The sequence below is a fragment of the Thermobifida fusca YX genome (genome assembly GCF_000012405.1).
Classification (GTDB): Bacteria; Actinomycetota; Actinomycetes; order Streptosporangiales; family Streptosporangiaceae; genus Thermobifida; species Thermobifida fusca.
In genome coordinates, this window is sequence record NC_007333.1 from 896,589 (window position 1) to 917,846 (window position 21,258).

18 protein-coding genes are annotated in these 21,258 nt (G+C 68.8%); 8 read left to right on the top strand and 10 right to left on the bottom strand.

Going from position 1 to position 21,258, the window contains the following annotated elements; translation table 11 throughout:
- Positions 1–69 precede the first annotated feature (69 nt).
- Together TFU_RS03775 and hisS are read right to left on the bottom strand one after the other, a co-directional pair.
- On the bottom strand, positions 70–2,553 hold the full coding sequence (locus TFU_RS03775) for an ATP-binding protein (RefSeq protein WP_011291205.1): 2,484 nt from the start codon (positions 2,551–2,553) through the stop codon (positions 70–72).
- A 177-nt stretch (positions 2,554–2,730) separates the two neighbouring features.
- Entirely contained in the window at positions 2,731–4,047 is a 1,317-nt protein-coding gene (gene hisS / locus TFU_RS03780; protein WP_011291206.1) for a histidine--tRNA ligase, read from the bottom strand.
- A gap of 959 nt (positions 4,048–5,006) precedes the next feature.
- On the opposite strand from hisS, the gene TFU_RS03785 reads away from it, so the two are divergent.
- From TFU_RS03785 to TFU_RS03805, 5 genes are all read left to right on the top strand, one after another.
- A complete protein-coding gene (locus tag TFU_RS03785) occupies positions 5,007–5,597 on the top strand; it encodes a GTP-binding protein (protein ID WP_011291207.1) in 591 nt (196 codons plus the stop codon).
- A 209-nt stretch (positions 5,598–5,806) separates the two neighbouring features.
- Positions 5,807–8,107, top strand: coding sequence for an accessory Sec system translocase SecA2 (secA2, locus tag TFU_RS03790; RefSeq protein ID WP_038043394.1), 2,301 nt, complete (start codon positions 5,807–5,809; stop codon positions 8,105–8,107).
- A 213-nt stretch (positions 8,108–8,320) separates the two neighbouring features.
- Positions 8,321–8,584, top strand: coding sequence for a DUF6406 domain-containing protein (locus TFU_RS03795; RefSeq protein ID WP_011291209.1), 264 nt, complete (start codon positions 8,321–8,323; stop codon positions 8,582–8,584).
- 53 nt (positions 8,585–8,637) lie between these two features.
- Entirely contained in the window at positions 8,638–8,931 is a 294-nt protein-coding gene (locus TFU_RS03800; protein ID WP_011291210.1) for a Dabb family protein, read from the top strand.
- A gap of 239 nt (positions 8,932–9,170) precedes the next feature.
- Positions 9,171–10,136 (top strand): FkbM family methyltransferase, encoded by a 966-nt coding sequence (locus TFU_RS03805; protein WP_011291211.1) that lies wholly within the window; start codon positions 9,171–9,173, stop codon positions 10,134–10,136.
- A 371-nt stretch (positions 10,137–10,507) separates the two neighbouring features.
- On the opposite strand, the gene TFU_RS03810 is transcribed toward TFU_RS03805, so the two are convergent.
- The 5 genes from TFU_RS03810 to TFU_RS03830 form a co-directional block, all read right to left on the bottom strand.
- Positions 10,508–11,413, bottom strand: coding sequence for a cytochrome d ubiquinol oxidase subunit II (locus TFU_RS03810; protein WP_370492453.1), 906 nt, complete (start codon positions 11,411–11,413; stop codon positions 10,508–10,510).
- 39 nt (positions 11,414–11,452) lie between these two features.
- Positions 11,453–12,691 (bottom strand): cytochrome ubiquinol oxidase subunit I, encoded by a 1,239-nt coding sequence (locus TFU_RS03815; protein WP_011291213.1) that lies wholly within the window; start codon positions 12,689–12,691, stop codon positions 11,453–11,455.
- Positions 12,692–12,922: 231 nt separating this feature from the next.
- Positions 12,923–13,588, bottom strand: a complete 666-nt coding sequence (locus tag TFU_RS03820; protein ID WP_011291214.1) for a response regulator — start codon at positions 13,586–13,588, stop codon at positions 12,923–12,925.
- 39 nt (positions 13,589–13,627) lie between these two features.
- Positions 13,628–14,779 (bottom strand): sensor histidine kinase, encoded by a 1,152-nt coding sequence (locus TFU_RS03825; RefSeq protein ID WP_234351622.1) that lies wholly within the window; start codon positions 14,777–14,779, stop codon positions 13,628–13,630.
- A 97-nt stretch (positions 14,780–14,876) separates the two neighbouring features.
- Entirely contained in the window at positions 14,877–15,797 is a 921-nt protein-coding gene (locus tag TFU_RS03830) for a DMT family transporter (RefSeq protein ID WP_011291216.1), read from the bottom strand.
- 195 nt (positions 15,798–15,992) lie between these two features.
- On the opposite strand from TFU_RS03830, the gene TFU_RS03835 reads away from it, so the two are divergent.
- Positions 15,993–16,679 (top strand): hypothetical protein, encoded by a 687-nt coding sequence (locus TFU_RS03835; protein WP_016188336.1) that lies wholly within the window; start codon positions 15,993–15,995, stop codon positions 16,677–16,679.
- Positions 16,680–16,693: 14 nt separating this feature from the next.
- On the opposite strand, the gene TFU_RS03840 is transcribed toward TFU_RS03835, so the two are convergent.
- Positions 16,694–17,524 (bottom strand): spermidine synthase, encoded by an 831-nt coding sequence (locus TFU_RS03840; RefSeq protein ID WP_011291218.1) that lies wholly within the window; start codon positions 17,522–17,524, stop codon positions 16,694–16,696.
- Positions 17,525–17,759: 235 nt separating this feature from the next.
- Here TFU_RS03840 and TFU_RS03845 point away from each other — a divergent pair, with 235 nt between their 5' ends.
- Positions 17,760–19,508: a proline--tRNA ligase gene (locus tag TFU_RS03845; RefSeq protein ID WP_011291219.1), complete on the top strand. Its 1,749-nt coding sequence runs from the start codon at positions 17,760–17,762 to the stop codon at positions 19,506–19,508.
- Positions 19,509–19,558: 50 nt separating this feature from the next.
- Here TFU_RS03845 and TFU_RS03850 read toward each other — a convergent pair whose 3' ends face one another.
- Positions 19,559–20,014, bottom strand: a complete 456-nt coding sequence (locus TFU_RS03850) for a ferritin-like domain-containing protein (RefSeq protein WP_011291220.1) — start codon at positions 20,012–20,014, stop codon at positions 19,559–19,561.
- On the bottom strand, positions 20,015–20,503 hold the full coding sequence (locus TFU_RS03855; protein ID WP_011291221.1) for a hypothetical protein: 489 nt from the start codon (positions 20,501–20,503) through the stop codon (positions 20,015–20,017).
- Between the two features lie 272 nt (positions 20,504–20,775).
- On the opposite strand from TFU_RS03855, the gene rimP reads away from it, so the two are divergent.
- A complete protein-coding gene (gene rimP / locus TFU_RS03860) occupies positions 20,776–21,249 on the top strand; it encodes a ribosome maturation factor RimP (RefSeq protein WP_011291222.1) in 474 nt (157 codons plus the stop codon).
- The last annotated feature ends 9 nt before the right edge of the window (positions 21,250–21,258 follow it).

Consider the following 21,258-nt stretch of genomic DNA (forward strand, 5'->3'; position numbering starts at 1 on the left):
ACTCCCAGTGCAACCAAAACAGATATTTTCACTGTTCGGAATGGTTGTTTTGACAATACGGGTGGAAGATCACGACCGGCACGGGGAAGTGTCCGCCGATTGCGGGTGTCCGTCTGTCTGAGTTTTCCGGAGTGCGGCAAGCCGAGCGGGCAATTCAGCGCGTTTGGAGATGTTCAGTTTGGCGAAGATGTTGGCGATATGCCGCGCCACGGTTGCCTGGCTGATCACCAGCCGGGCTGCGATCTCCCGGTTGGACAGTCCCGAACCCGCGAGTCGGGCGATCTGACGCTCCCGCGGGGTGAGTGTGCGCACATCTCCGAAATGGGGGGCGGCGAGCGCGGCATCCAGCGCTTCTTCGAGGGGCAGGGTGCGGGCCCGGGTCCAGGCTGCGGCTGCGGACGCGTCCCCCCACTGTCGGGCAACGTGCTCGCGCAACCGCTGACTGCCTGGGGAAGGGGCGTGGGCCCACTGGCGCAGCATTTCCGCCTGCGCGCCGAGGAGCACAACCCGGTCGGTCATGTTCTTTGAGGCCGCGAACCAGGCCAGGTCCTCCATTGCGCGGGCCAGAGTCAGCCGCCGCCCCGACAGCCTGCTGCGGCGGACAGCCCCGCTCAAGTGCTCCCAGGCGGTCTGCGACTGCCCGCGCTGCGCGGCGAGACGGCCCAGCGCTGAGAGGCACCGCGCAGCACCCAGCGCCGATCCCAGCTCGGAGAACAGGGTGAGGGCACGGTGCAGGTGCTCTTCAGCCTGCTGAGAGGCGCCTTCCCGGAGCGCCTGGGCGCTCAGCGACTCGTGGCAGTAGGCCAGGGCCCAGCCGCAGCCGGTCTGCTCGCTCAACGCCAAGGTCCGCGACAGCCACTGCTGGGCGTCGTCGACATCGCCTGCCGCCTCAGCCAGGCGGCTCCGCACCCCCATGACGTGGACTTCGAGGAGCCGGTCGCCGAGGCGTCGCGCCAACTCCAGGGATTCCGTGGCGTGGGCGATGCCCGTCGAGAACTCTTCCTGGCGGAGCGCGAGGACCGCCAGGGCAGCCAGGGCGTGGGCGCGGGCAGTGTCGTCGCCGAGCGACTCCGCCAAGCGGAGCCCGGTGGTGAGCCGTTCGTGGACGATCTGGTCGCCGTCGAGGTCCAAGGTCAGTTCGCCGTACAGGACCAGGGCGCGGGTCCGGAGCGGCGTGGGCAGCTGGTCGGGGGCCGCGGCCAGCAGGGCGGACAGGAAGGCGGCGCCTTCCGCGCACCGGTCGAATGCGAGCCAGTAGGACCGCAGGAGGACGCAGACCTGCAGTCCGGGCTCTACGAGGTCGCCAGTGGCGGCCCGGTGCAGGAAGGAGCGCATGTTGTCCAGGTTGCGCTCCACCCGGTTCAGGAGTTTCAGCCGCTCCTGCCAGGGCAGGTCTTCGCCCATCGCGGACGCGAACTCCCCGGCCCAGTGCACCCCCTGTTCGAGGGCGCGCCGCAGATAGTGCTCGGTTTCCCCCGCGGCCTGCAGTTTCTCGGCGGCGTAGACGCGGACGCTGTCGAGGATGCGGTAGTAGGCGATGCCCTCTACCTCGTCTTCCAGCACGATCAGCGACTTGTCCAGCAGCGAGGCGTGCAGTTGCAGCAGGTTGTCCCCGAAGTCGGCGGTAAAGAGGGCCTCCGCCATGTCGAGCGACCAGTTCGTGAAGATCGACAGGCGGCGGAGCAGGGCTTTCTCCGCGTCGGTGAGCAGGGCGTGGCTCCACTCCACCACGGCCCGCATGGTGCGCTGCCGTTCCGGGAGCTGCTGGTCCGTGCTGTTGAGCAGGGTGAAACGGTCGTCGAGGCGTTGCAGGATCTGTTCGACTGACAGCACCTGGACGCGGGCCGCGGCCAGTTCGATAGCGAGGGGCACCCCGTCGAGGATGCGGCAGATCTGCACGACTGTGTCGACGGTTTCGGGGGTGATGGTGAACCCCGGGCGTGCCTGGTGGGCACGCGCGGCGAACAAGCGGACCGCTGGGGAGCGCATCGCTTCGTGGACGCTCAACCGTCCCGGGGAAGGGGGGGACCAAGGGACGCTGACCGGTGCTTTTGGGGGAGCGGGGGGAAGGTCGAGCGGAGGAACCCGCCAGACGTTCTCCCCGGGGATGCGCAGCGGCTCCCGGCTGGTGGCGAGCAGCCGCAGCCGGGGGCAGGTGCGCAGGAGGCTGCGGCAGAGGTCAGCCAGCGGGGCCACGATGCGGTCGCAGGTGTCCAAGACCAGCAGCAGTTCACAGGAGCGGAGGGCCAGCAGCACGGCTTCGTGGAGTGACTGGCCGCGAGCGGTCTCGATGCCCAGAGCCTGGGCGATCGAGTACAGCACGTGGTCGCCGGCGGTGGCCGCACTCAGGTCGACGAAGAGCATTCCGTCGGCGAACCGGCTGCGCTCCTGTTCGGCGACGCGTAGCGCCAGGCGGGTCTTGCCGATACCGCCGGAGCCGGTGAGCGTCACCATGCGCACGGTGTGCAGCAGGCTGATCAGATCGGCGACGTCGCGTTCTCGGCCGATGAACGGGGTGCGGGGAGCGGGCAGGTGCTGTCGTGGCGCTGGCATGGTCTTGTCTCTGCAACCGTGGTGTCGCCCCCTTCCGTCTCCTTCCCCCGACGGATATGTGAGAGATCCGGCGATCCGGGAGAAAACGAGAGGTCGCGGCCTGAGACGCGGCCACCCGCACGGCGTGGGATTGCACCGAGGCCTGCCTTGGCCGGGGCAATCCCACGCCTCGGAGGCTCATCCGTTCCAGGAAGCGGGATCGGCTTCCACCTGCTCCCCAGTGGCCAGGTTCTTGACCTCATGGGGCCGACCGTCGTCGAAGGGCGGGAACCACACGAAGGGAATGTCCTTCTTCACGGCGTATTGGATCTGCTTACCGATTTTGGCTGCCTGGTGGTAGACCTCGGTGTTGAAGCCGCGTTCGCGCAGCTGCGCCGCGACGGCCAAGGCGGCGCTGCGCCGCTCGTCGCTGGGGAGGACGACGAGCACATCGGTGGGGCAGAAGCGGCCGCCGGTGATGCGGCCTTCGGACACGAGTTTGGCGAAGATCCGGGTCAGCCCGATGGAGATCCCCACGCCAGGCAGGGAGCGGCGGATGAACTGTCCGGCAAGGTTCTCGTAGCGGCCTCCCGCGCAGATGCTTCCGTAGCCGGGATCGTCGTTGAACGTCGCCTCGTAGACGGTTCCCGTGTAGTAGTCCAGGCCGCGCGCGATGGACAGGTCCGCGACGACGCTTCCGGAGGGCAGGTCCGACAGTTCGTCCAACACCTCGCCCAGTTCGTCCAGACCGGCGGTGAGCGTGGGGTGGGAGACACCCAGTTTGGCGACCGCGTCGACCACCGTGGTGTCGGAGCCGCGGATTTCCGCCAGCTCCAGGCAGGCCGCTGCCTGGTCGGAGCTGAGGCCGGCCTGGTCGATGAGGATCTCGCGGACCGCGTCAGCGCCGATCTTGTGCAGCTTGTCCACCGCGCGGATCACCGCGAGCGGGTCGGTGATGCCGAGGCCCTCGTAGAAGCCCTGGAGCACCTTGCGGTTGTTGATGTTGAGGGTCCACGCAGGGATGTCCAGGCCGGTGAGGACTTCGTGCACGATGCGCGGCAGTTCGGCGTCGAAGTGCAGCGGGATGCGGTCGACGTTGATGACGTCGATGTCGCACTGGGTGAACTCGCGGAACCGGCCTTCCTGGGGGCGCTCACCGCGCCAGACCCGCTGGATCTGGTAGCGCTTGAACGGGAAGACCAGGTCGTTGAAGTGCTGGGCCACATACCGGGCGAACGGCACGGTCAAGTCGAAGTGCAGGCCGAGCCGTGCGTCACTGCTGTCGTCGGCGTCCGCTTGGAGCCGCTGCAGCGTGTAGATCTCCTGGGAGGTCTCGCCCTTGGACAGCAGGACGTCGAGCACCTCCACCGACGGGGTCTCCACCGAGGAGAACCCGTACCGTTCGAAACCGCGGCGGATATGGTCCAGCCAGCGCAGCTCCACGGACCGGATGCGGGGCGTCCACTCGGGGAATCCGCTGATGGGCGTGGGTCGGATGATGCGCTGTTCGGACATGGGTGCGGTTGGCTCCTTAGCCAGGGACCGTTCGGGTACGGCCTAATCGTAGGCCCTGAAGCGGGGAAGGGCTCACACCTGGGCTCTCGCCGGCCCGGCCGGGCGGGCACGCTGCTGCTGTCCGGTCGGTTGCACGGGCAGCGGGGAGGTGGCCCGGTGCAGCGGTGGCCGTGGACCGGGAGCTGCCGGGTGCGAGCAGGAAAGAAGGAAGAAATACGGGGTGCGGACTGAATTCAGTGATGGATAAGGAGAATTCGGAAAAATCCCCCGCAGGATCGAGAGTTTTGGCATTTTCTTGACCTCGGGTGGTAGAAAGCCTAAGCTTGGTTTTGGAGATGACGAGAGGCGGTGACTGTCCCCCCTCGTGAGGTTTCTCTCCAAAACCCACGGTGTTACCGCCCTTGTCTTCCTGCCCCCGGAGCAGCCGTTCCGGGGGTTTCTTTGTGGCCAGTCCCCGACAGAAAAACGGCAGCGTTTTCTCTGGAGAAAACGCTTCGCATAAATTCTTGAGGAGGTGCCTGGAACGGTGGTGGCGGATCTGTTGCTGCCGATCCAGTCCGCCGTGGAGAAAGGACGAAAACCGCGACGGTTGCGCACTGCGCCGTGCCGAAACAAAGGACTTTCTTCCCTTGCAAACTGGACGGATGTGGGCTAGAAGCTGACCGGTGGCGGCCCGGCGCTGCCCCGGACGCGGAGAATACGCATCCGGGCCCTTCCAGGGAACAGCTCACTTGTCCGGCTGAGACCCCTATACCCCGCGATAGGCGGGCACCGCGGCACGCTACACGGAGCGCCCGCTCCGCCTTCGCCTGCAGAATCGGTGGAGAACGCCGCGGCTACCCCGAGACGGTGCTAGGTTCACCTGTGATGATCATGTCCGTCGGCCGCTCCCACCCCCAGCGGACCTTCCGGAGCGGGGCCGCGCACGCGCTCCCTCAGTGTCTCGAGGTAACGAACCCGTGAACGATTCCCCGAAACTCACCACGAAGATCATCGTCGCCGGGGGCTTCGGCGTCGGAAAGACCACGTTCATCGGCTCGATTTCCGAAATCCCTCCCGTGCGCACCGAGGCGGCGATCACGAATGCCAGTGCCGGGGTGGACGACCTGTCCATGACCCCGGAGAAGCGGAGCACCACGGTGGCCATGGACTTCGGCCGGATCTCCCTCCCCACCGACCTGGTGCTCTACCTGTTCGGCACCCCCGGCCAGCAGCGGTTCTGGTTCATGTGGGATGACCTGGTGCGAGGCGCCCTGGGTGCGGTCATCCTCGTGGACACCCGGCGGCTGGAGGACTGCTTTCCTGCCATCGAGTACTTCGAACAGCAGCACCCCATACCGTTCATCATCGCGGTGAACTCCTTTGAAACCGAGGAGGAGTACTACCACTACCCGGAGGACGAGCTGCGCGAGGCGCTCGCGCTCCCGCCCGACGTGCCGATCGTGACGACGGACGCCCGCAAGCGGGAAGCGGTGCGGGAGACACTGATCAGCCTGGTCAAGCACGCGATGGTGGTGGAGGAGCGGCGGAGCCGCCAGCTCGTCCACTAACCCCCATGGTCGGTACCGCAAGCAGCGGCGCAGCCCCGGCCTGCCGGAGGAACCGCGGTCCACAATCCGTGGTGGACGAGTAACAGCAGGTCAGAAGAGAGGTTCCGGTAGCAGGGTGCCGCGGAGCCGGTCCTACGGCGTGATCTCGCACTTTACGCAGGGAACTCGGACGGTGTGAACAGCGTTACTCTGCTGTGGTGTTCGCACGAATGGCAGAGGGCGTACGACGCCTCCTGGGGAAACCGGGATCGGTGTCACTCCAGCCCTACATCAAGCTGCTCAAGACGATTGAGGAACGCGAAGAGGCGCTGCGTAAGCTGAGCGACGCCGAGCTGACCGAGGTCGCGACCGAACTCGGGAACGCAGAACTGCCCTACGACCGCGACGACCTCGCCGAGCTGTGCGCGCTGGGCCGGGAAGCCGCCCGCCGTACGCTGGGGGAACGCCCCTTCGACACCCAGCTCATCGGCATGATGGCGCTGCTGGACGGGCACGTCGCGGAGATGGCTACAGGTGAGGGCAAGACCCTCACCGGTGCACTTGCCGCTGTCGGATTCGCCTTGCGCGGACAGCGGGTGCATGTGCTCAGCGTCAACGACTACCTGGCTCGACGCGACGCCGAGTGGATGCGGCCGCTGTACACGCTGCTCGGTGTCGAAGTCGGCTGGATCAGCCAGGAGTCCACGACGGAGGAACGGCGCGCCGCTTACGCCGCTGACATCACCTACGCTTCCGTGAGCGAGCTCGGTTTCGACGTGCTGCGGGACCGGCTCGCCACCGACGTGTCCGAACTGGTGGTTCCCGAACCGAACGTGGCGATCATCGACGAGGCCGACTCCGTGCTCGTCGATGAAGCCCGGGTCCCCCTCGTGCTGGCGGGAGCCGCCGAACCGGCCGAATCCGACGCGGCCATGGCCGAGCTGGTGCGCCGGCTGCGTCCCGGCATCGACTACAAGGTCGACGACGACGGGCGCAACGTCCACCTCACCGACACCGGGATCAACGTGGTGGAGAAGGCCCTGGGCGGGGTCGACCTGTTCTCCGCGGAGGACACGACGCTGCTCTCCCGGGTCAACCTGGCGCTCCACGCCCACGCCCTGCTCCACCGCGACGTGCACTACGTGGTGCGGGACGGCAAGGTGCGGCTCATCAACGAGTCGCGCGGCCGTATCGCGCTGCTCCAGCGCTGGCCCGACGGCCTGCAGGCCGCGGTGGAAGCCAAGGAGCACCTGACGCCCAGTGAGACCGGCGAGGTGCTGGACTCCATCACGGTGCAGTCGCTGGTGCTGCGCTATCCGATCCGCTGCGGGATGACCGGTACCGCGATGGCCGTCGCCGAACAGCTCCGCGAGTTCTACGAACTCGAGGTCGCGGTCATCGCGCCCAACAAGCCCAACATCCGCATCGATGAGGAGGACCGGCTCTACGCCACGGCAGAGGAGAAGGAAGAGGCCGTGGTGGAGAAGGTCAAGGAAGTGCACGCCACGGGTCGGCCGATCCTCATCGGCACGCAGGACGTTGCGGAGTCCGAGCGGCTCGCGAAGCGCCTCCGGCGGGCCGGGCTCGAGTGCGTCGTCCTCAACGCGAAGAACGACGCCGAAGAGGCCGCGGTGATCGCGGAGGCCGGAACCTACGGCCGGATCACCGTGTCCACCCAGATGGCGGGCCGGGGCACCGACATCCGCCTGGGCGGCAGCGACATGCGGGACCGGGACCGGGTGGTGAAGACCGGCGGCCTCTATGTCATCGGCTACGGCCGCTACCCCAGCAGCCGGCTCGACGACCAGTTGCGCGGCCGTGCCGGACGCCAAGGGGACCCCGGCGGCTCGGTGTTCTACGTCAGCGTGGAAGACGACCTGATCACCACCAACCTTCCCGAGGCGAAGGGCTACCGGGTCTCCTCGGCTGACGGGGAGATCACCGACCCGGCCTGGAAGGAGATGGTCAACCACGCGCAGCGCATCGCGGAAGGGCAGCTGCTGGAACTCCACCGCAACACCTGGCGGTACAACCAGATCATCGACGTCCAGCGTTCGGTGGTGCTCGAGCAGCGCCGGGCTGTGCTCCACGAGGACCTGGGCAGCCGCCAGCTCGCCGTGGACTGCCCCGAAACCTACCAGCGGCTGGTGGAAGAGGTAGGCGAGGAGGAGGTCGCCCGGGCGGCGCGCCTCGTCACCCTCTACCACCTGGACCGGGGGTGGGCTGACCACAACGCCTTCCTCGCCGACCTGCGTGAGGGCATCCACCTGCGCTTCCTGGGCCGCCGCGACCCGTTGGACGAGTTCAACCGCGACGCGGTCCCCGCGTTCAAGGGCTTCCTGGACGAGGCCCGGGCCCGTGCCGCGGAGATGTTCGAGAAGTTGGAGGTGGTGGACGGTCGGCTCGACGTGGCCGCAGCCGGGGTCAAACGGCCTTCCACCACGTGGACCTACATGGTGCAAGACCAGCCGTTCAGCACGGATTTGGAGAACATTGTCGGCCGGGTGAAGAACCTCATGGGCCGAGACTGACCGACTGGAGCATTCCAGTATCCCCTCCGTGGGCCCGGTGATCTCCCTCACCGGGCCCACCTATTTTTCCGGAATGACGGTTAAAGGGCTTTACGCCTCATGTGGGAACTCTGAGAAGCGAGATAAGGTCACGGAGAATCCCCGCTCACAGCGTGAAAACCGTTGTCGCGTGTGCTATCCGAAAAAGTTTCGCATCAGAGAGGACGTACTACCGTGCCCCACGAAGTCGGCGCTCAAGAGAAGATCACCTACGGCCGCAACGACCGTTTCGCCGGAGGTCCTGTCGGGGGAGGCGCGTTCTGGATTGACGACGAGGGAAGACCCGTAGCCAAACTCGGCGGCCCAGCACAATGGGGAGGGCTCCTCGAAGTCCGGGTCGGAGAAACGTTCACCGTCGACGACCAGGTGTGGCGGGTCGACGAGATCGTCAACCCGGAAACCCCGGACGCCTACCTGCTCGCCACCCGTATCGGCTGACCCCTGCTTCCCCCGGGAGCAACGAGCCCGCACCGGGCACTAGGTTGCTCCGTATGGGAATTCGGCATATCGCACTGTTCCGCTGGAACGACACTGTCACCCCTGACCAGGTCGAGCAGGTCATAACGGCCCTGAGCAAGCTGCCCGCGGCAATCCCGGAGCTGAAAAACTACGCCTTCGGTGCAGACCTCGGGCTTGCAGCAGGGAACTACGACTTCGCAGTCGTCGCCGACCTCGACGGGGAAGACGGCTTCCGGGCCTACCAGGACCATCCTGACCACCGGGCGGCGCTGGCGATCATCGCTCCGATGCTGGCAGACCGCGTCGCGGTGCAGTTCGCCCTCTGACCCGGTTCAGCACGCGCGCTGCCTTACGGAAACGCGGCCCGCCCCGCGAAGCCCGCACGGGGCGGGCCTGCCGCGGCACAGCGATCCCACCCTCATGTGTCAAGAGTGATTCTCTGGTTACATAGGGTAGTGTTTCGTTGATCTGGCGAGACACATCGTCGGCGCAACCTCCCCGCACGGCAGGGCGGACGAGGGCCGGGTGCGCACGCCGAGCAGGGACCACCAGTCGGGACAGTGACATGGCGCGAACACACTCTTCGGTGACCGACTACCGCCGCAGCGCCGCCAGCCGACGACAACGCTGGTACGGGACGAAGAAGCACATCAAAAAAGTGCTGGGCTGGCGGCTGCCCCACGTGGCGATGCGTGCCGCCGTGCGGGTCCTCGCCCCGCAGATCCGCGCCACGGGACGGCTGCCCGCCCCCGCTGCCCTCCCCGAAGTCGTCGGCCGAGTAGACGGCGTCGAATACGTGATGCGGGACCCGGCCCGCTGCGTGATCGCCAAAGAACTGTACTGGGGTGGAGGCCGCCGCCCGCAGCCCGCAGACGACCTCGCGGTCCGCGTCTTCGCCGCCGCGGCCCGCCAGGCCACCACCCTGTTCGACATCGGGGCCTACACCGGCCTGTTCACCCTGGTCGGCACCGCGGTCAACCCGATGCTCCGGGCCCACGCCTTCGAAATCGTGCCCGACGTCTACCAGGCCCTCGTGGACAACTGCGTGCGCAACCGCGTCCTGCACCGCGTCACCCTCCACCACACCGGGGTCGGCGACCCGGCGGCCACCGTCATGATGCCCGCACGCACGGCAGACTCCGCCCTCCCCTGCTTCTACTCCAGCAGGCTCGGCTTCCCCGACGGGGTGCCGGTGGAGATCGTCGCCTTGGACACGTTCACCGACCAGATCCCGCCGAATAGCTCCGTGCTGCTCAAAGTCGACGTGGAAGGCACCGAAACCGCGGTCTTCGAACACGGCCAGAAATTCCTGGCCGCCCACCGCCCCGACATCCTGTGCGAAGTGCTGGCCGACGCCGACACAGAACGACTGGCGGACCTGCTCGACCCGCACGGCTACCGCTACCACCTGGTCGGGGAGCAGGCTCTTGCACCCGCGTCCCGGCTCGTCGCCCATCCGCGGTTCCGGGACTGGTTCTTCACCACCCGCAGCCCCGCGGAACTCGCCGCGCTCGGCATCCCCGTGGGCTAGCAGCGCCGGGACGGCCGTGCATGCCTCCGCGCAGCACAGACTGCGGGCCGCCCCGGTCCGGGACGGCCCGCAGTGGAGAGTGGCGACCACTCCGCGAGAGGAGAAGAACAGGTCAGCAGCTACCGCCGCACGAGCAAGGGCCCCCGTTTTGGCAGCCGCAGCCGCAATTGGGACCGCAACTGCAGCCTCCCCTGGCCTCGGTCCTGAGATCACCCATGGGATCCCTCCTCCGTTTGGCTCGGTGTCCCGGTATCGGGATGTCTTCCGGCAACCACTCTTCCCGGGAAGCCCTGCAGCTCAACCCGTGTGGCCAGTTTCGGCAAATCCCCGCCCAGCAGGTTTAAAAACCGGCAACCGGTGCCATTCCCCTGTTACGCGAAAAATCCCGAACCGACTATCGGGCGGCGCGAAATTCGGTACAGCCACACCTGGCCCGCAACCATGACCGGAACCAGCGGGCCCGCCGCCGCGACCAGCAGCAGCAAAGAGTTCCGCTCGACAGCGGGCGCGGGAAGTTCGGCTCCGACCGCGAGCACCACCGGCAGCACGGCCATGCCCAGCGCCGACAGCACGCGCGCCCACCCTCGACCCGCGTCCACCGCGGCTGCGGCAAGCACCACCTCGGCTCCGGCCACCACGACCGCCGGCGCCGCCCCCGCCGACACCCAGAGCACGCCGGCGGCCACCGGAACCACCACCAGCCCGGCCCGCACGAGCACCCGGAAGGCCCGGGCCGCCCGCTCTCCCGGCTCAGCACCCCCGACACCTTCCGCGGCAGCGAGCCGCTCCGCCCCGAACGCGGCCCCCCGTACCGCAAACAAGAGCACGACCAGTGCCACGCACACGAGGGTGACCCCGGGCCGCAGCGTTCCCCCGCCCAACAGGGCAGCGACGACGAATCCCCACGCCACCGCGAGCAGCCAGCTGCCTGCCGCCACTGCCCCGTCCCACACGGCACGCCACCTCGCGGCGGGCAGCCGCCCGCGCAGCCACAGCCCCGCATCGCGTCCCAGCCACGCGGCGAGCAGGAGCACGAAGACCGGCCACTGCGCGGTCACCACCGCGGCCTCCCACACCGGGACCAGGCCCGCCACCACACCGATGGTGGCCACCAGCCACACTTCGCTCCCCAGAAAGTAGGGGGCGATCACGGCGATGAGACGGCGGCGCTCCGCCGGGGAACGCGCCGCATACGGCAGCAGCATGCCCAGCCCGATGTCGCTGCCCGCGAAGACGAAATAGCCTCCCAGCAGGACGAGCAGCAAGACGACAGCCACGGATTCCACAACGACTCCCTCACCTGGAAACGCCGACAGCTAGTAGGTGTGGACGGGGACGGCGGGCGCGTCGTCCCCCGACGGGGCAGGGGCCAGCGGACCCCCGTGCGGGCCGCGGCGCGCATAGCGGACCAGCAGCCACCATGTGATCCCCGCCAGCACTGCGAACGCCCCGGTGAACACCACGAACGAGGCCACTGCGTGCGGTACTGACAGCGGAGTGATCGCCTCCGCGGTCGTCATGTGGTGCCAAACCGCCCACGGTTGGCGTCCCAGCTCCCGGTAGAGCCAGCCAGCGACCCCGGCGAGCAGCGCCAGCACCGGCATCACCGAGAGCAGCCAATGCAGCCAGCGCCAGCGGTCCAACCTGCGCACCAGCCAGGCCAGCAAGGCCACGGGGAGAACGAGGAAGAACACCGTCCAGCACAGGGTCATCACGCCGTTGCCTACCTCGGCAAGCACCATGGTGGACTCCGGCCGCGCCGCTTCGATCTCTGCGATCTCGGCTGAGCTGAGCGTCAGCCCGCTCGTCGGGGGCGCGCCCGCCAAGGAGTATTGGGCACCCCCGGCCGCCGGGGTCGGGAACAAGGCGAGCGACGCCACCACCACCCCGCGCCGCACCCCGCGGCGGAACATCCCGTCCGGATCGTTGCCGCGGCGCAGGTGGTAGGCGCTCACCCCGGCCATCACCAGGCCGCCCACCAGCAGCGCGCTCGTGGCCACGTGCGCGAAAGCCAGCAGCGCCGCCGGATTGGTGACCAGGGCCACAGGGTCGGTGAGCACGGCCACACCGTCGCGCAGCGCAAAACCCACCGGGTTCTTCAGGAAGCCGTTCGCGACCAGCACCCAGAACGCCGACAGGTAGGCGGTCAAAGTCACCACGCCGAAGCACGCCAAGTGCAGCCAGCGGTTCATGCGGTCCCAGCCGAAGATCCACAGCCCCAAGAACGTGGACTCGGTGAAGAACGCGGCGACCGTCTCCACCGCGAGCGGAGCGCTGAACACGTGGCCGAACACGTCGTTCAACCCGCTCCAGTTCAGCGCCAACTGCAGCTCCATCACCAGGCCGGACAGCACTCCCATGCCGTAGTTCACGACGTAGAGGCCGCCCCAGAACCGCACCGCGGCCAGCCGCGCCTCGTCCCGGCGCAGCAGCGCGCTGCCCTGGGCGACGAGGATGAGCGGCGCCATGCCCAAGGTGAAGGCCACGAACATGTAGTGGACACCTGAGGTCAGCGCGAACTGCAGCCGTGCCCACAGCAACGGATCAGTGAACATGGGAAGGCGAGCTCCTCGACCGGATCGTCCTCGGAACACTCTGATGCTCTCCGGTTGCCAGGGCACGCCACATCCCCCACAGGGAGGCAGTTGCGCTACGCCGTAGCGTGCGGATCAGCGCGGTCAGCCACCACCCCAGGACTACGGGGGTCGTCTGCGGGGAGTACAGGACAACCCTGAGCCGCCGTCGGGGGAAAACCCTTACCCGAAAAGCGGGGCCCTATCCGCCCGTCACTGCATCCACCCCGGAGCCACCAGGCCGGTCTCGTAGGCGACCACCACCAGTTGGGCCCGGTCACGGACCCGCAGTTTGGCCATGGCCCGGCTGACATGGGTTTTCACCGTGGCTGGGCTCAGCACCAGGCGGGCAGCGATCTCCTCGTTGGACAGCCCTTCCCCCACCAGGGCCACCACTTCGCGTTCCCGGTCGGTCAGGTCGCGCAGCCGCCGGTCCGGGGCGGGGCGGCGCGGCCGTCCCGCGTACTCGGCGATGACGCGGCGGGTGACGCTCGGAGACAGCAGCGCCTCGCCCCGGGCCACGACCCGCACCCCGTTGATCAAGTCCTCCGGCTCGGTGTCTTTGACAAGGAATCCGCTCGCCCCCAGGCGGAGCGCCTCAAAGATGTACTCGTCGAGGTCGAACGTGGTGAGGATGACCACCCGGGTCGACGACAGCCGGGGGTCGGCGAGGATGCGTTCCGCGGCAGCCAACCCGTCCAGCTCCGGCATGCGGATGTCCAGCAGGGCGATATCGGGGCGCTCCGCCACGGCCAACCGGACTGCTTCGGCCCCCGTCGCAGCCTCAGCTACCACGCTGATGTCCGGGGCACTGTCGAGCAGGGCCCGGAACCCTGCCCGCACGAGCGCCTGGTCGTCGGCGAGGAGTACGCGGATCACAGATCCTCCCAAGAAGTCGCACCTGAACGGGACGGCCGGTCAGCCGGGCAGCCACGCCTCCACCGTGAACCCGCCCTCCGGATCGGGCCCTGCCCGTAGTTCGCCGCCCAGCGCGGCAGCGCGGTCCCGCATGCCGGCAATTCCGTGCCCGGCTGCCCAATCCGCAGCGGCGCCCTGGCCGTCGTCCGACACCCGGAGGGACACCCCGTCGGGGGTGTATCTGACAGACACGGTGACCGTATCCGCCTGCGCGTGCCGTACCACGTTCGTCAGCGACTCCTGCACGATCCGGTAAGCGGCCGAGTCCACGGCGGCCGACAGGGGACGGGGGCGTCCGGCGACGTCGACGTGCACGTCGACCCCCGAGGACCGCACCCCGGCGACCAGTTCGTCCAAGCGGTCCAGCCCGGGGGCGGGAGAGCGGGGCGCTGTCTCGTCGACCGCGCGGAGCACCCCGAGGATCGCCCGCAGCTCCTGCAGGGTCTCCCGGCTGGCCTGCTTGATCGCGGCAAGCGCCTCGGCGGCCCGCTCCGGTTGGGTGTCGATGAGGTAGAGGGCACTCCCCGCCTGCACGTTAATCAACGAAATATTGTGGGCGATCACATCGTGCACTTCGCGAGCGAACTTCAACCGCTCCTCGGAGATCCGGCGGCGAGTCTCCTCCTCCCGGGTGCGTTCCGCCTCCGCGGAATGCTTGCGCGCCATGTCCAGGTACGCGCGATGCTTGCGTACCACCTCTCCGCTGATGAACACCACGAGCACCCAGGCGAGCATGCCCAGCGCATACACCGTGCGTGGTGCCCCGAAGTACAGCGTCTCCGCGACGTGGACGACAAGGTACTGGGAGAACCCGAGCAGCCAGCCGGTCAGCCGGAACCCGCGGGCGACCAGGGTGAACAGTGCTACCGCACCCGCCAGGATGACGAAGTTGTCGGGATAGCCCAGCGGATAGTAGGCGGTGGTGGCCAGCACGGTCACCACGGCCACGGGAATGGGGAACGCGCTCAGCCACAGCAGCGGCACCACCGCCACCACCAGCAGCGCCAGCCCCCACGGCAGCAGCACCTGCAGGGAGGCGAGGCCGCCAGGGGAGTCCACTGCGGGAAGCACCGTGGACACCGCGGTGATCCCCGCCACGGCCAAGGTAATTCCCGCGTCGAGGAAAGTGATCCGCCACAGCCGTTCTCTCACAGGTCGACCGTACGGCGCAACGACGTCCAGCTCCATAAGCCGCAGGGAGGATCTCTTCGGTCGCGCCTCCACCGTACGGAGCAGGCGAGGGCCCTGGTCACCGGCGGGGCGGGCGGACGTATTCCAGCAGGATCGCCCCGAACAGTAGGACCGCTCCCACCGTTCCCGTCGGGGTGAGCACCTCCCCGAGGAGGAGCAGCGACAGCACGGTCGCAGTCAACGGTTCCAAGATCACGGCGAGGGCCGCGACCGGAGCCGGGGTGGTGCGCATCCCCCCGAAATAGGCCAGGTAGGCCAAGGCTGTGGGCGCCAGACCCAGGTACAGCAGCACCCCCACCGCGGGAAGCGTCGGCGTGAACGTCATCCCCGTGGCCGCGGCGAGTGGCACGAGCAGGGTGCCGCCGAGCAGGCACCCCAAAGCAGTCACCCGCAGCGGGTCCAGGCCCGGAACGGGACGGCGGTTGACCAGCGTCAGCGCAGCGAACGCCGCGCCCGCCCCCAGGGCACAGCCCACGCCGAGCGCCACCCGCCCCGGCGGCACGTCCCCGCCCGGGTCGCCGCTGAGCAGCACCAGGCCCAGCACCCCGCAGCAGACCGCGGCCAGCAGCGTAGGCCGGGGCAGCCGCCGCTCCAGCACCGCCGCGGCGCATGTGACGAACACGGGAACACTGCCGATCGCGATCAGGGTGGCGAGGCTCACCGACGAGACCGCGATCGCCGCAAAATAGCAGGCTTGGAACGCGGCCAGCAGCACCCCCGCCGCTGCGACCCGCCGCAGGACCGCCGGACTGCGGGGCAGCCCGCGCAGCTGCCCGCTGACCCCCAGCGCCACGATCGCCAGTACCCCGCCTGCGAGCAGCCGGTAGCAGGCGGTGGCGATGGGGTGGATTCCTGTCAACTGCTGCAGGAAAGCGCCGGCGAACCCTCCGGTTCCCCACAGCACTCCCGCCAGGGCGAGCAGCAGCGGCCCCCGCCAGCGGGGCAGGGCAGACGGAGGGGAAGAACGGGGCAGAGACACGGTGGAACTCCACACACGGGCAGGGGGCACGCCAGGGGAGCGGAGAACAGGCGTCCGCTGTCCCCTGTATGGGAGGAATCTAGCCCAGCGGCACGGCGGGGCAGCCGCCGCGGGCTGTCAGCGGCCAGCGATACCGTACAGAAGCAGCAGAGACCCGTAGACCGTGGACAAGACCACAAGGAAATACCAGACCCCATGCACTTTCCCCACCCCGGACGCTACTCCACCCCCCAGGACAACCTGCACGAAGAGCTGCTGCGCGTCCCCTTCGACGTGGCGGCCCCGTGGCTGCGCGTCCTGATGATCGGGGACCCTGCCGCGGCAGGTCCCTACGACAAGCTCGCCTACTCCATCAACCCTGAGCTGACGGCGCTCCTGGTGTACCGGACCGACCCCGGCAACTACAGCGGCGTAGTCCTCGACAAACGCCACACCCAGGCCTGGGGGCGCACCAAACAGGACCTGTGGTTCACCGCCTTGGGCAACATGGCCTACGACCAGTACCAGGAGTACACGGTGTCGTCCGGGGGCGACACCGACGTGCACGTGGTGCAGGGGATCGGCTGGGCCGGGTCCGCCCACGTGATGCGGCTCTCCGACGTCATGCAGCAGCCCGCCCCCTACGGCGCCCTGGTGATGCTCCCCGACACCAACGTCCTGGCCTATACGGTGCTGCGGAGCCGCCGCTCCCTCCCGGCGATCTCCACCCTCTACTCCGTGTTCCAGCAGCTCAACGAAGGGAACGCGGTCACCGACCAGATGCTGTGGTGGCGGGACGGCCGCCTCCAGGGCATGGCCACCCGGCCTGCCGGCAACGGCGGAGTTCAGGTCAGGCACTCCCCGGAGTTCGACGCGGTGATCGACCGGGAACTTCCCGCCTGACACCGCGGGACGGGTTAAAACAGGCTCTCCGGCGGTGCGGGGGAGTCCTGCGCTTCGGCGTCGTGCACCACGGCCGCACCCGCAGCCCACCGGCGGAGCTCGTCCCCGGCCAGGACCCGCGCCATCGCCGGATCCCGGTGGGCCCGCCTGGCCAGCTCGTCCACGGGCAGTGCCTCGTGCCCAGCCACCAGCACCAGGTTCCCGAACCGCCGCCCGCGCAGCACTCCCGGCTCCGCGACCAGCGCCACATGCTGGAAGACCTGGGCCACCGTCGCAACCTGGGAGCGGGTGTAGCGCAGCCCGCGGCCGTCGCTCACATTCACCGCGTACATGCCGCTGAGCCGCACCACCCGGGCCGCCTCCGCGGCGAACTCCACGGACGTGAGATGGGCAGGTGTGCGCGCCCCCACGAAAACGTCGCAGATGACGAGGTCGGCACTGGCTGCGCGGCGCGCCGCCAGCCAGGCCCGGGCATCCCCGGTAGCGACCCGCAGATCCGCCCGACGGTCCCAGGGGAGCTGCTGGCGGACCAGCGCCACCAGGTCCGGGTCGATGTCCACGGCCCGCTGCCGGGACCGGGGCCGGGTCGCCGCCACGTAGCGGGCCAGGGTGAGCGCCCCCGCCCCCAGGTGGTAGGCGTCGATCGGGGCGCGCTCCGGTGCGACCAGGTCCACGACGTGGCCGAGGCGGCGCACATATTCGAAGTCGAGATAGGTGGGGTCGGCGAGGTCCACGTGCGACTGCGGGATGCCGTCGACCAGCAGCATCCACGAGTCGGGACGGTCCGCGTCCCGCAGCAGCTCCATCCGCTCCCGTTTCGCCGTCGTCGCCCCGCGCCTGCCCATCCGTCCTCATCTCCTCACGTCACGGTCGTGCCGGTCCTACGGTAGGCGCCCGGAGCCGGGACGGCACACCGCGCCTGGGGTGGAAACCGGGAAGCAGCGCTGTGCAGGAGTCCACGGCGCCCGCCCAATACCGCTAGCCTGGAAACCCCTTCCGGGCGAGGCCACCGACCCGCCCAGTCCAGTGTCCAAAAGTCCCAGCGGAATACCTCCGCGCTCTCACCGAGGAGTGGTGGTCGTGCTACTGCGGATGTCGAACCTGTTCCTGCGCACCCTGCGTGAGGACCCGGCGGACGCCGAGGTACCGAGTCACAAGCTTCTGGTGCGCGGCGGGTTCGTACGCCGTACCGCGCCCGGCGTCTACTCCTGGTTGCCCCTCGGCAAGATCGTGTTAGAGAACGTCGCCGCGGTGGTCCGCGAGGAGATGAACCGCATCGGCGCGCAGGAAGTGCTGCTGCCCGCGCTGCTGCCCCGCGAATACTACGAGGCCACCGGGCGGTGGACCGAGTACGGCGACACCCTGTTCCGACTCAAGGACCGTAAGGGCGCCGACTATCTGCTGGGCCCCACCCACGAAGAACTGTTCACCCTGCTCGTCAAGGGCGAGTACACCTCGTACAAGGACTACCCGGTCATCCTCTACCAGATCCAGGAGAAGTTCCGCGACGAGGCGCGGCCGCGCGCCGGGATCCTGCGGGGCCGGGAGTTCCACATGAAGGACTCCTACTCCTTCGACCTCGACGACGAAGGGCTGCAGCGCTCCTATGAGGCGCACCGCCAGGCCTACATCCGCATCTTCGACCGGCTCGGCCTGGAGTACGTGATCGTCAAGGCCACGTCCGGCGCGATGGGCGGCTCCGCTTCCGAAGAGTTCCTGGCGATCGCCCCCACCGGGGAAGACACGTTCGTGCGCAGCACCGGCTCCGACTACGCCGCCAACGTGGAAGCCGTGGTCACCCCGGCGCCGCCCGAGCGGCCCATCGACGGCCTGCCGGAGGCGCGGGTGCACCACACCCCGAACACCCCCACCATCGAGTCCTTGGTGGAGTTCCTCAACAACGCAGGCCTGGGCCGTACGTTCACCGCCGCCGACACCCTCAAGAACGTCATGGTCAAGACGCGGGCCCCGGGTGAAAAGGAGTGGGAGCTCCTCGGGATCGGCGTTCCCGGCGACCGCGAAGTGGACATGAAGCGCCTGGAAGCCTCGCTGGCCCCGGCGGAAGTGGCCCTGCTGGACGAGGAGGACTTCGCCAAGCACCCCTTCCTGGTGCGGGGCTACATCGGCCCGGGCGCGCTGCAGGCCAACAAGGTCCGCTACCTGGTCGATCCCCGCGTCGTGACTGGCACCGCCTGGGTCACCGGTGCGGACAAGGCCGACCACCACGTGGTGGACCTCGTCTGCGGTCGTGACTTCACCCCCGACGGCACAATCGAGGCCGCGGAGGTCCGCGACGGAGACCCCGCCCCCGACGGCAAGGGCACCCTCTACACGGCGCGCGGTATCGAGATCGGGCACGTCTTCCAGCTCGGCCGCAAGTACACGGACGCGTTCTCCCTGGACGCGCTCGGCCCCGACGGCAAGCCGGTGCGCATCACCATGGGCTCCTACGGCATCGGGGTGTCCCGCGTGGTCGCCGCGATCGTCGAGCAGTCGCACGACGAGCGGGGCATCATCTGGCCGCGGGAAGTCGCCCCCGCGGACGTGCACGTGGTCGGCACCGGCAAGGGCGACCAGGTCGAGGTGGCGCTGCGGATCAGCCAGGAGCTGGTGGACCGCGGGGTGCGGGTGCTCGTGGACGACCGCAAAGGGGTCTCCCCGGGCGTGAAGTTCACCGACGCGGAACTGCTCGGCGTGCCCACCGTGCTCATCGTGGGCCGTGGCCTGGCCAACGGGGTCGTGGAGTTGCGCGACCGTGCCAGCGGGGACCGCAGCGAAGTCTCCGTGGACACCGTGGTCGACACGATCGTCAACCTGGTGCGGGGCTAGTGCCACCCGGTAGGGGCGTTCCGTACGGAATGCCCCTACCGGTTTCGGTGCTAGAGCTCTCCGCCGGGGAAGCCGGGGAACGCGCTCAACTGGCCGCCCAGCGCCAGCATCCGCAGGGTGGCCTCGCCCAGGGCACGGCCCGCCAGGTCGCGCAGCCCCGCATCGGGGACGGCAGCCAACTCCAGGTAGGCCTGCGCGGTAGTCTCCTCAAGCCCTGCGGCGAAGCTCCGCAGCTCTTCAGGCCCGGTGTGCTCCGGCAGCTGGTAGGCGTCCTCCCCGCCCGGCGGCACCGCGTCCCGGGCCACGAGCGCGCTGTGCAGCGTGTCCCGCCACGCGCGGTGCTTTTCCAGATGGGACAGGCACAGGCTGCGCAGGTCCGCGTCAGTGTGGGCAGCGGCGAAACTGTACCCGTACACGGCCGCATGCTCGGCCAGCAGCGCGTCCCGCAGCGCGGCGGTTGCGGCTCCTGCCTCCCCGCTGGGGGTGGGGTCAAGAGTCCCGGTCAACTATGCCTCCGAAAGTAGGTGGACGTGTCCCGCCTCACAGGCGCCGACGCTGGCGAGGAGCTGGGCCAGCGCCGGGTCGGTGACCTCGCTGAGCTGGCGGAGCCGGTTGGCGACGGCCCCTTCCTCCGCCATCCGGAGCCCTGCCCGGTCGGTGGCCGCGGGGGGAGGCGTCTCAGGGAGGGCGGAGACCTCCGGTTCTGGGCCGTCCCGTTCCGGAAGCCGGTCCCGCAGCACCGCCAGGTGGCGTTCGTGGTGGCCGCGCAGCTCCTCGTAGAGCCCGGGGTCGTCGGCGGTGCCGCTGTTGAGCGTCGCCGTGTAGCGCGCCACCAGCCGCTCCTTTTCCGCGATGACCGAGCGCAGCAGATACTCGTCGGGGGTGACTTCGCTGGGGTACCAGTCGGACCCCCGGCAGCCGCTCAGCCCCATCACGGCCGCAGCCAGCGCGCCGCCCGCCAAGACCGCGCGGCGGGAGGGAGCGTGGTGGCGCAACGGTACCTCCTGAAAACGTGACGGAAGGGGAACCGAACGCGCCCTATCTTCGCACGCCGCAGCCGGTCTGCAGAGCCTGGTGCTGCCCGCGTTGACGGGCGGGGAGTAGCGTGCTGCTGGCGCACGCAATGGTCAAACGATGCCGGAGAGGCACAGACTGCGGATACCCTTGAACCTGAAATGGTCGCCGTAAAGGCGATCAGTAACCGAGTGGACAACTGGACCGCCCCGCGACCGTCGGACCGGGACGGGAATCGCCGAGGAGGATCATGATGGGCGCGCAGGCCCGCCGCGAGCGTCTCGCGCAGCTAGTGGCCCCCATTCTGGCCGAGGCGGGACTCGACTTGGAGGGACTGGACATCACCCCGGTGGGGAAGCGCCGTCTGGTCCGGGTGGTGGTGGACTCCGATGACGGTGTCGACCTGGAGCGGATCGGCGAGGTCAGCCAGAAGATTTCCACCGCGCTTGACGAGGTCGACGTCATGGGGCAGTCTCCGTACGTACTGGAGGTGACCTCGCCTGGCGTGGACCGGCCACTCACCGAGCCACGGCACTGGAGGCGCGCCCGGGGACGCCTGGTGCACGCGCCGCTGGTCGCCGGCGGCCAGGTGAAGGGGCGTGTCATTGACGCTGACGAGACGGGCGTCACCTTTGATGTTGACGGTCAAAGCCAGGTGTACGCCTTCTCCGACCTGGGACGAGGCAAGGTCCAGGTGGAATTCCGCCACGACGACGCGGCGGATTAGAGGGGGAGC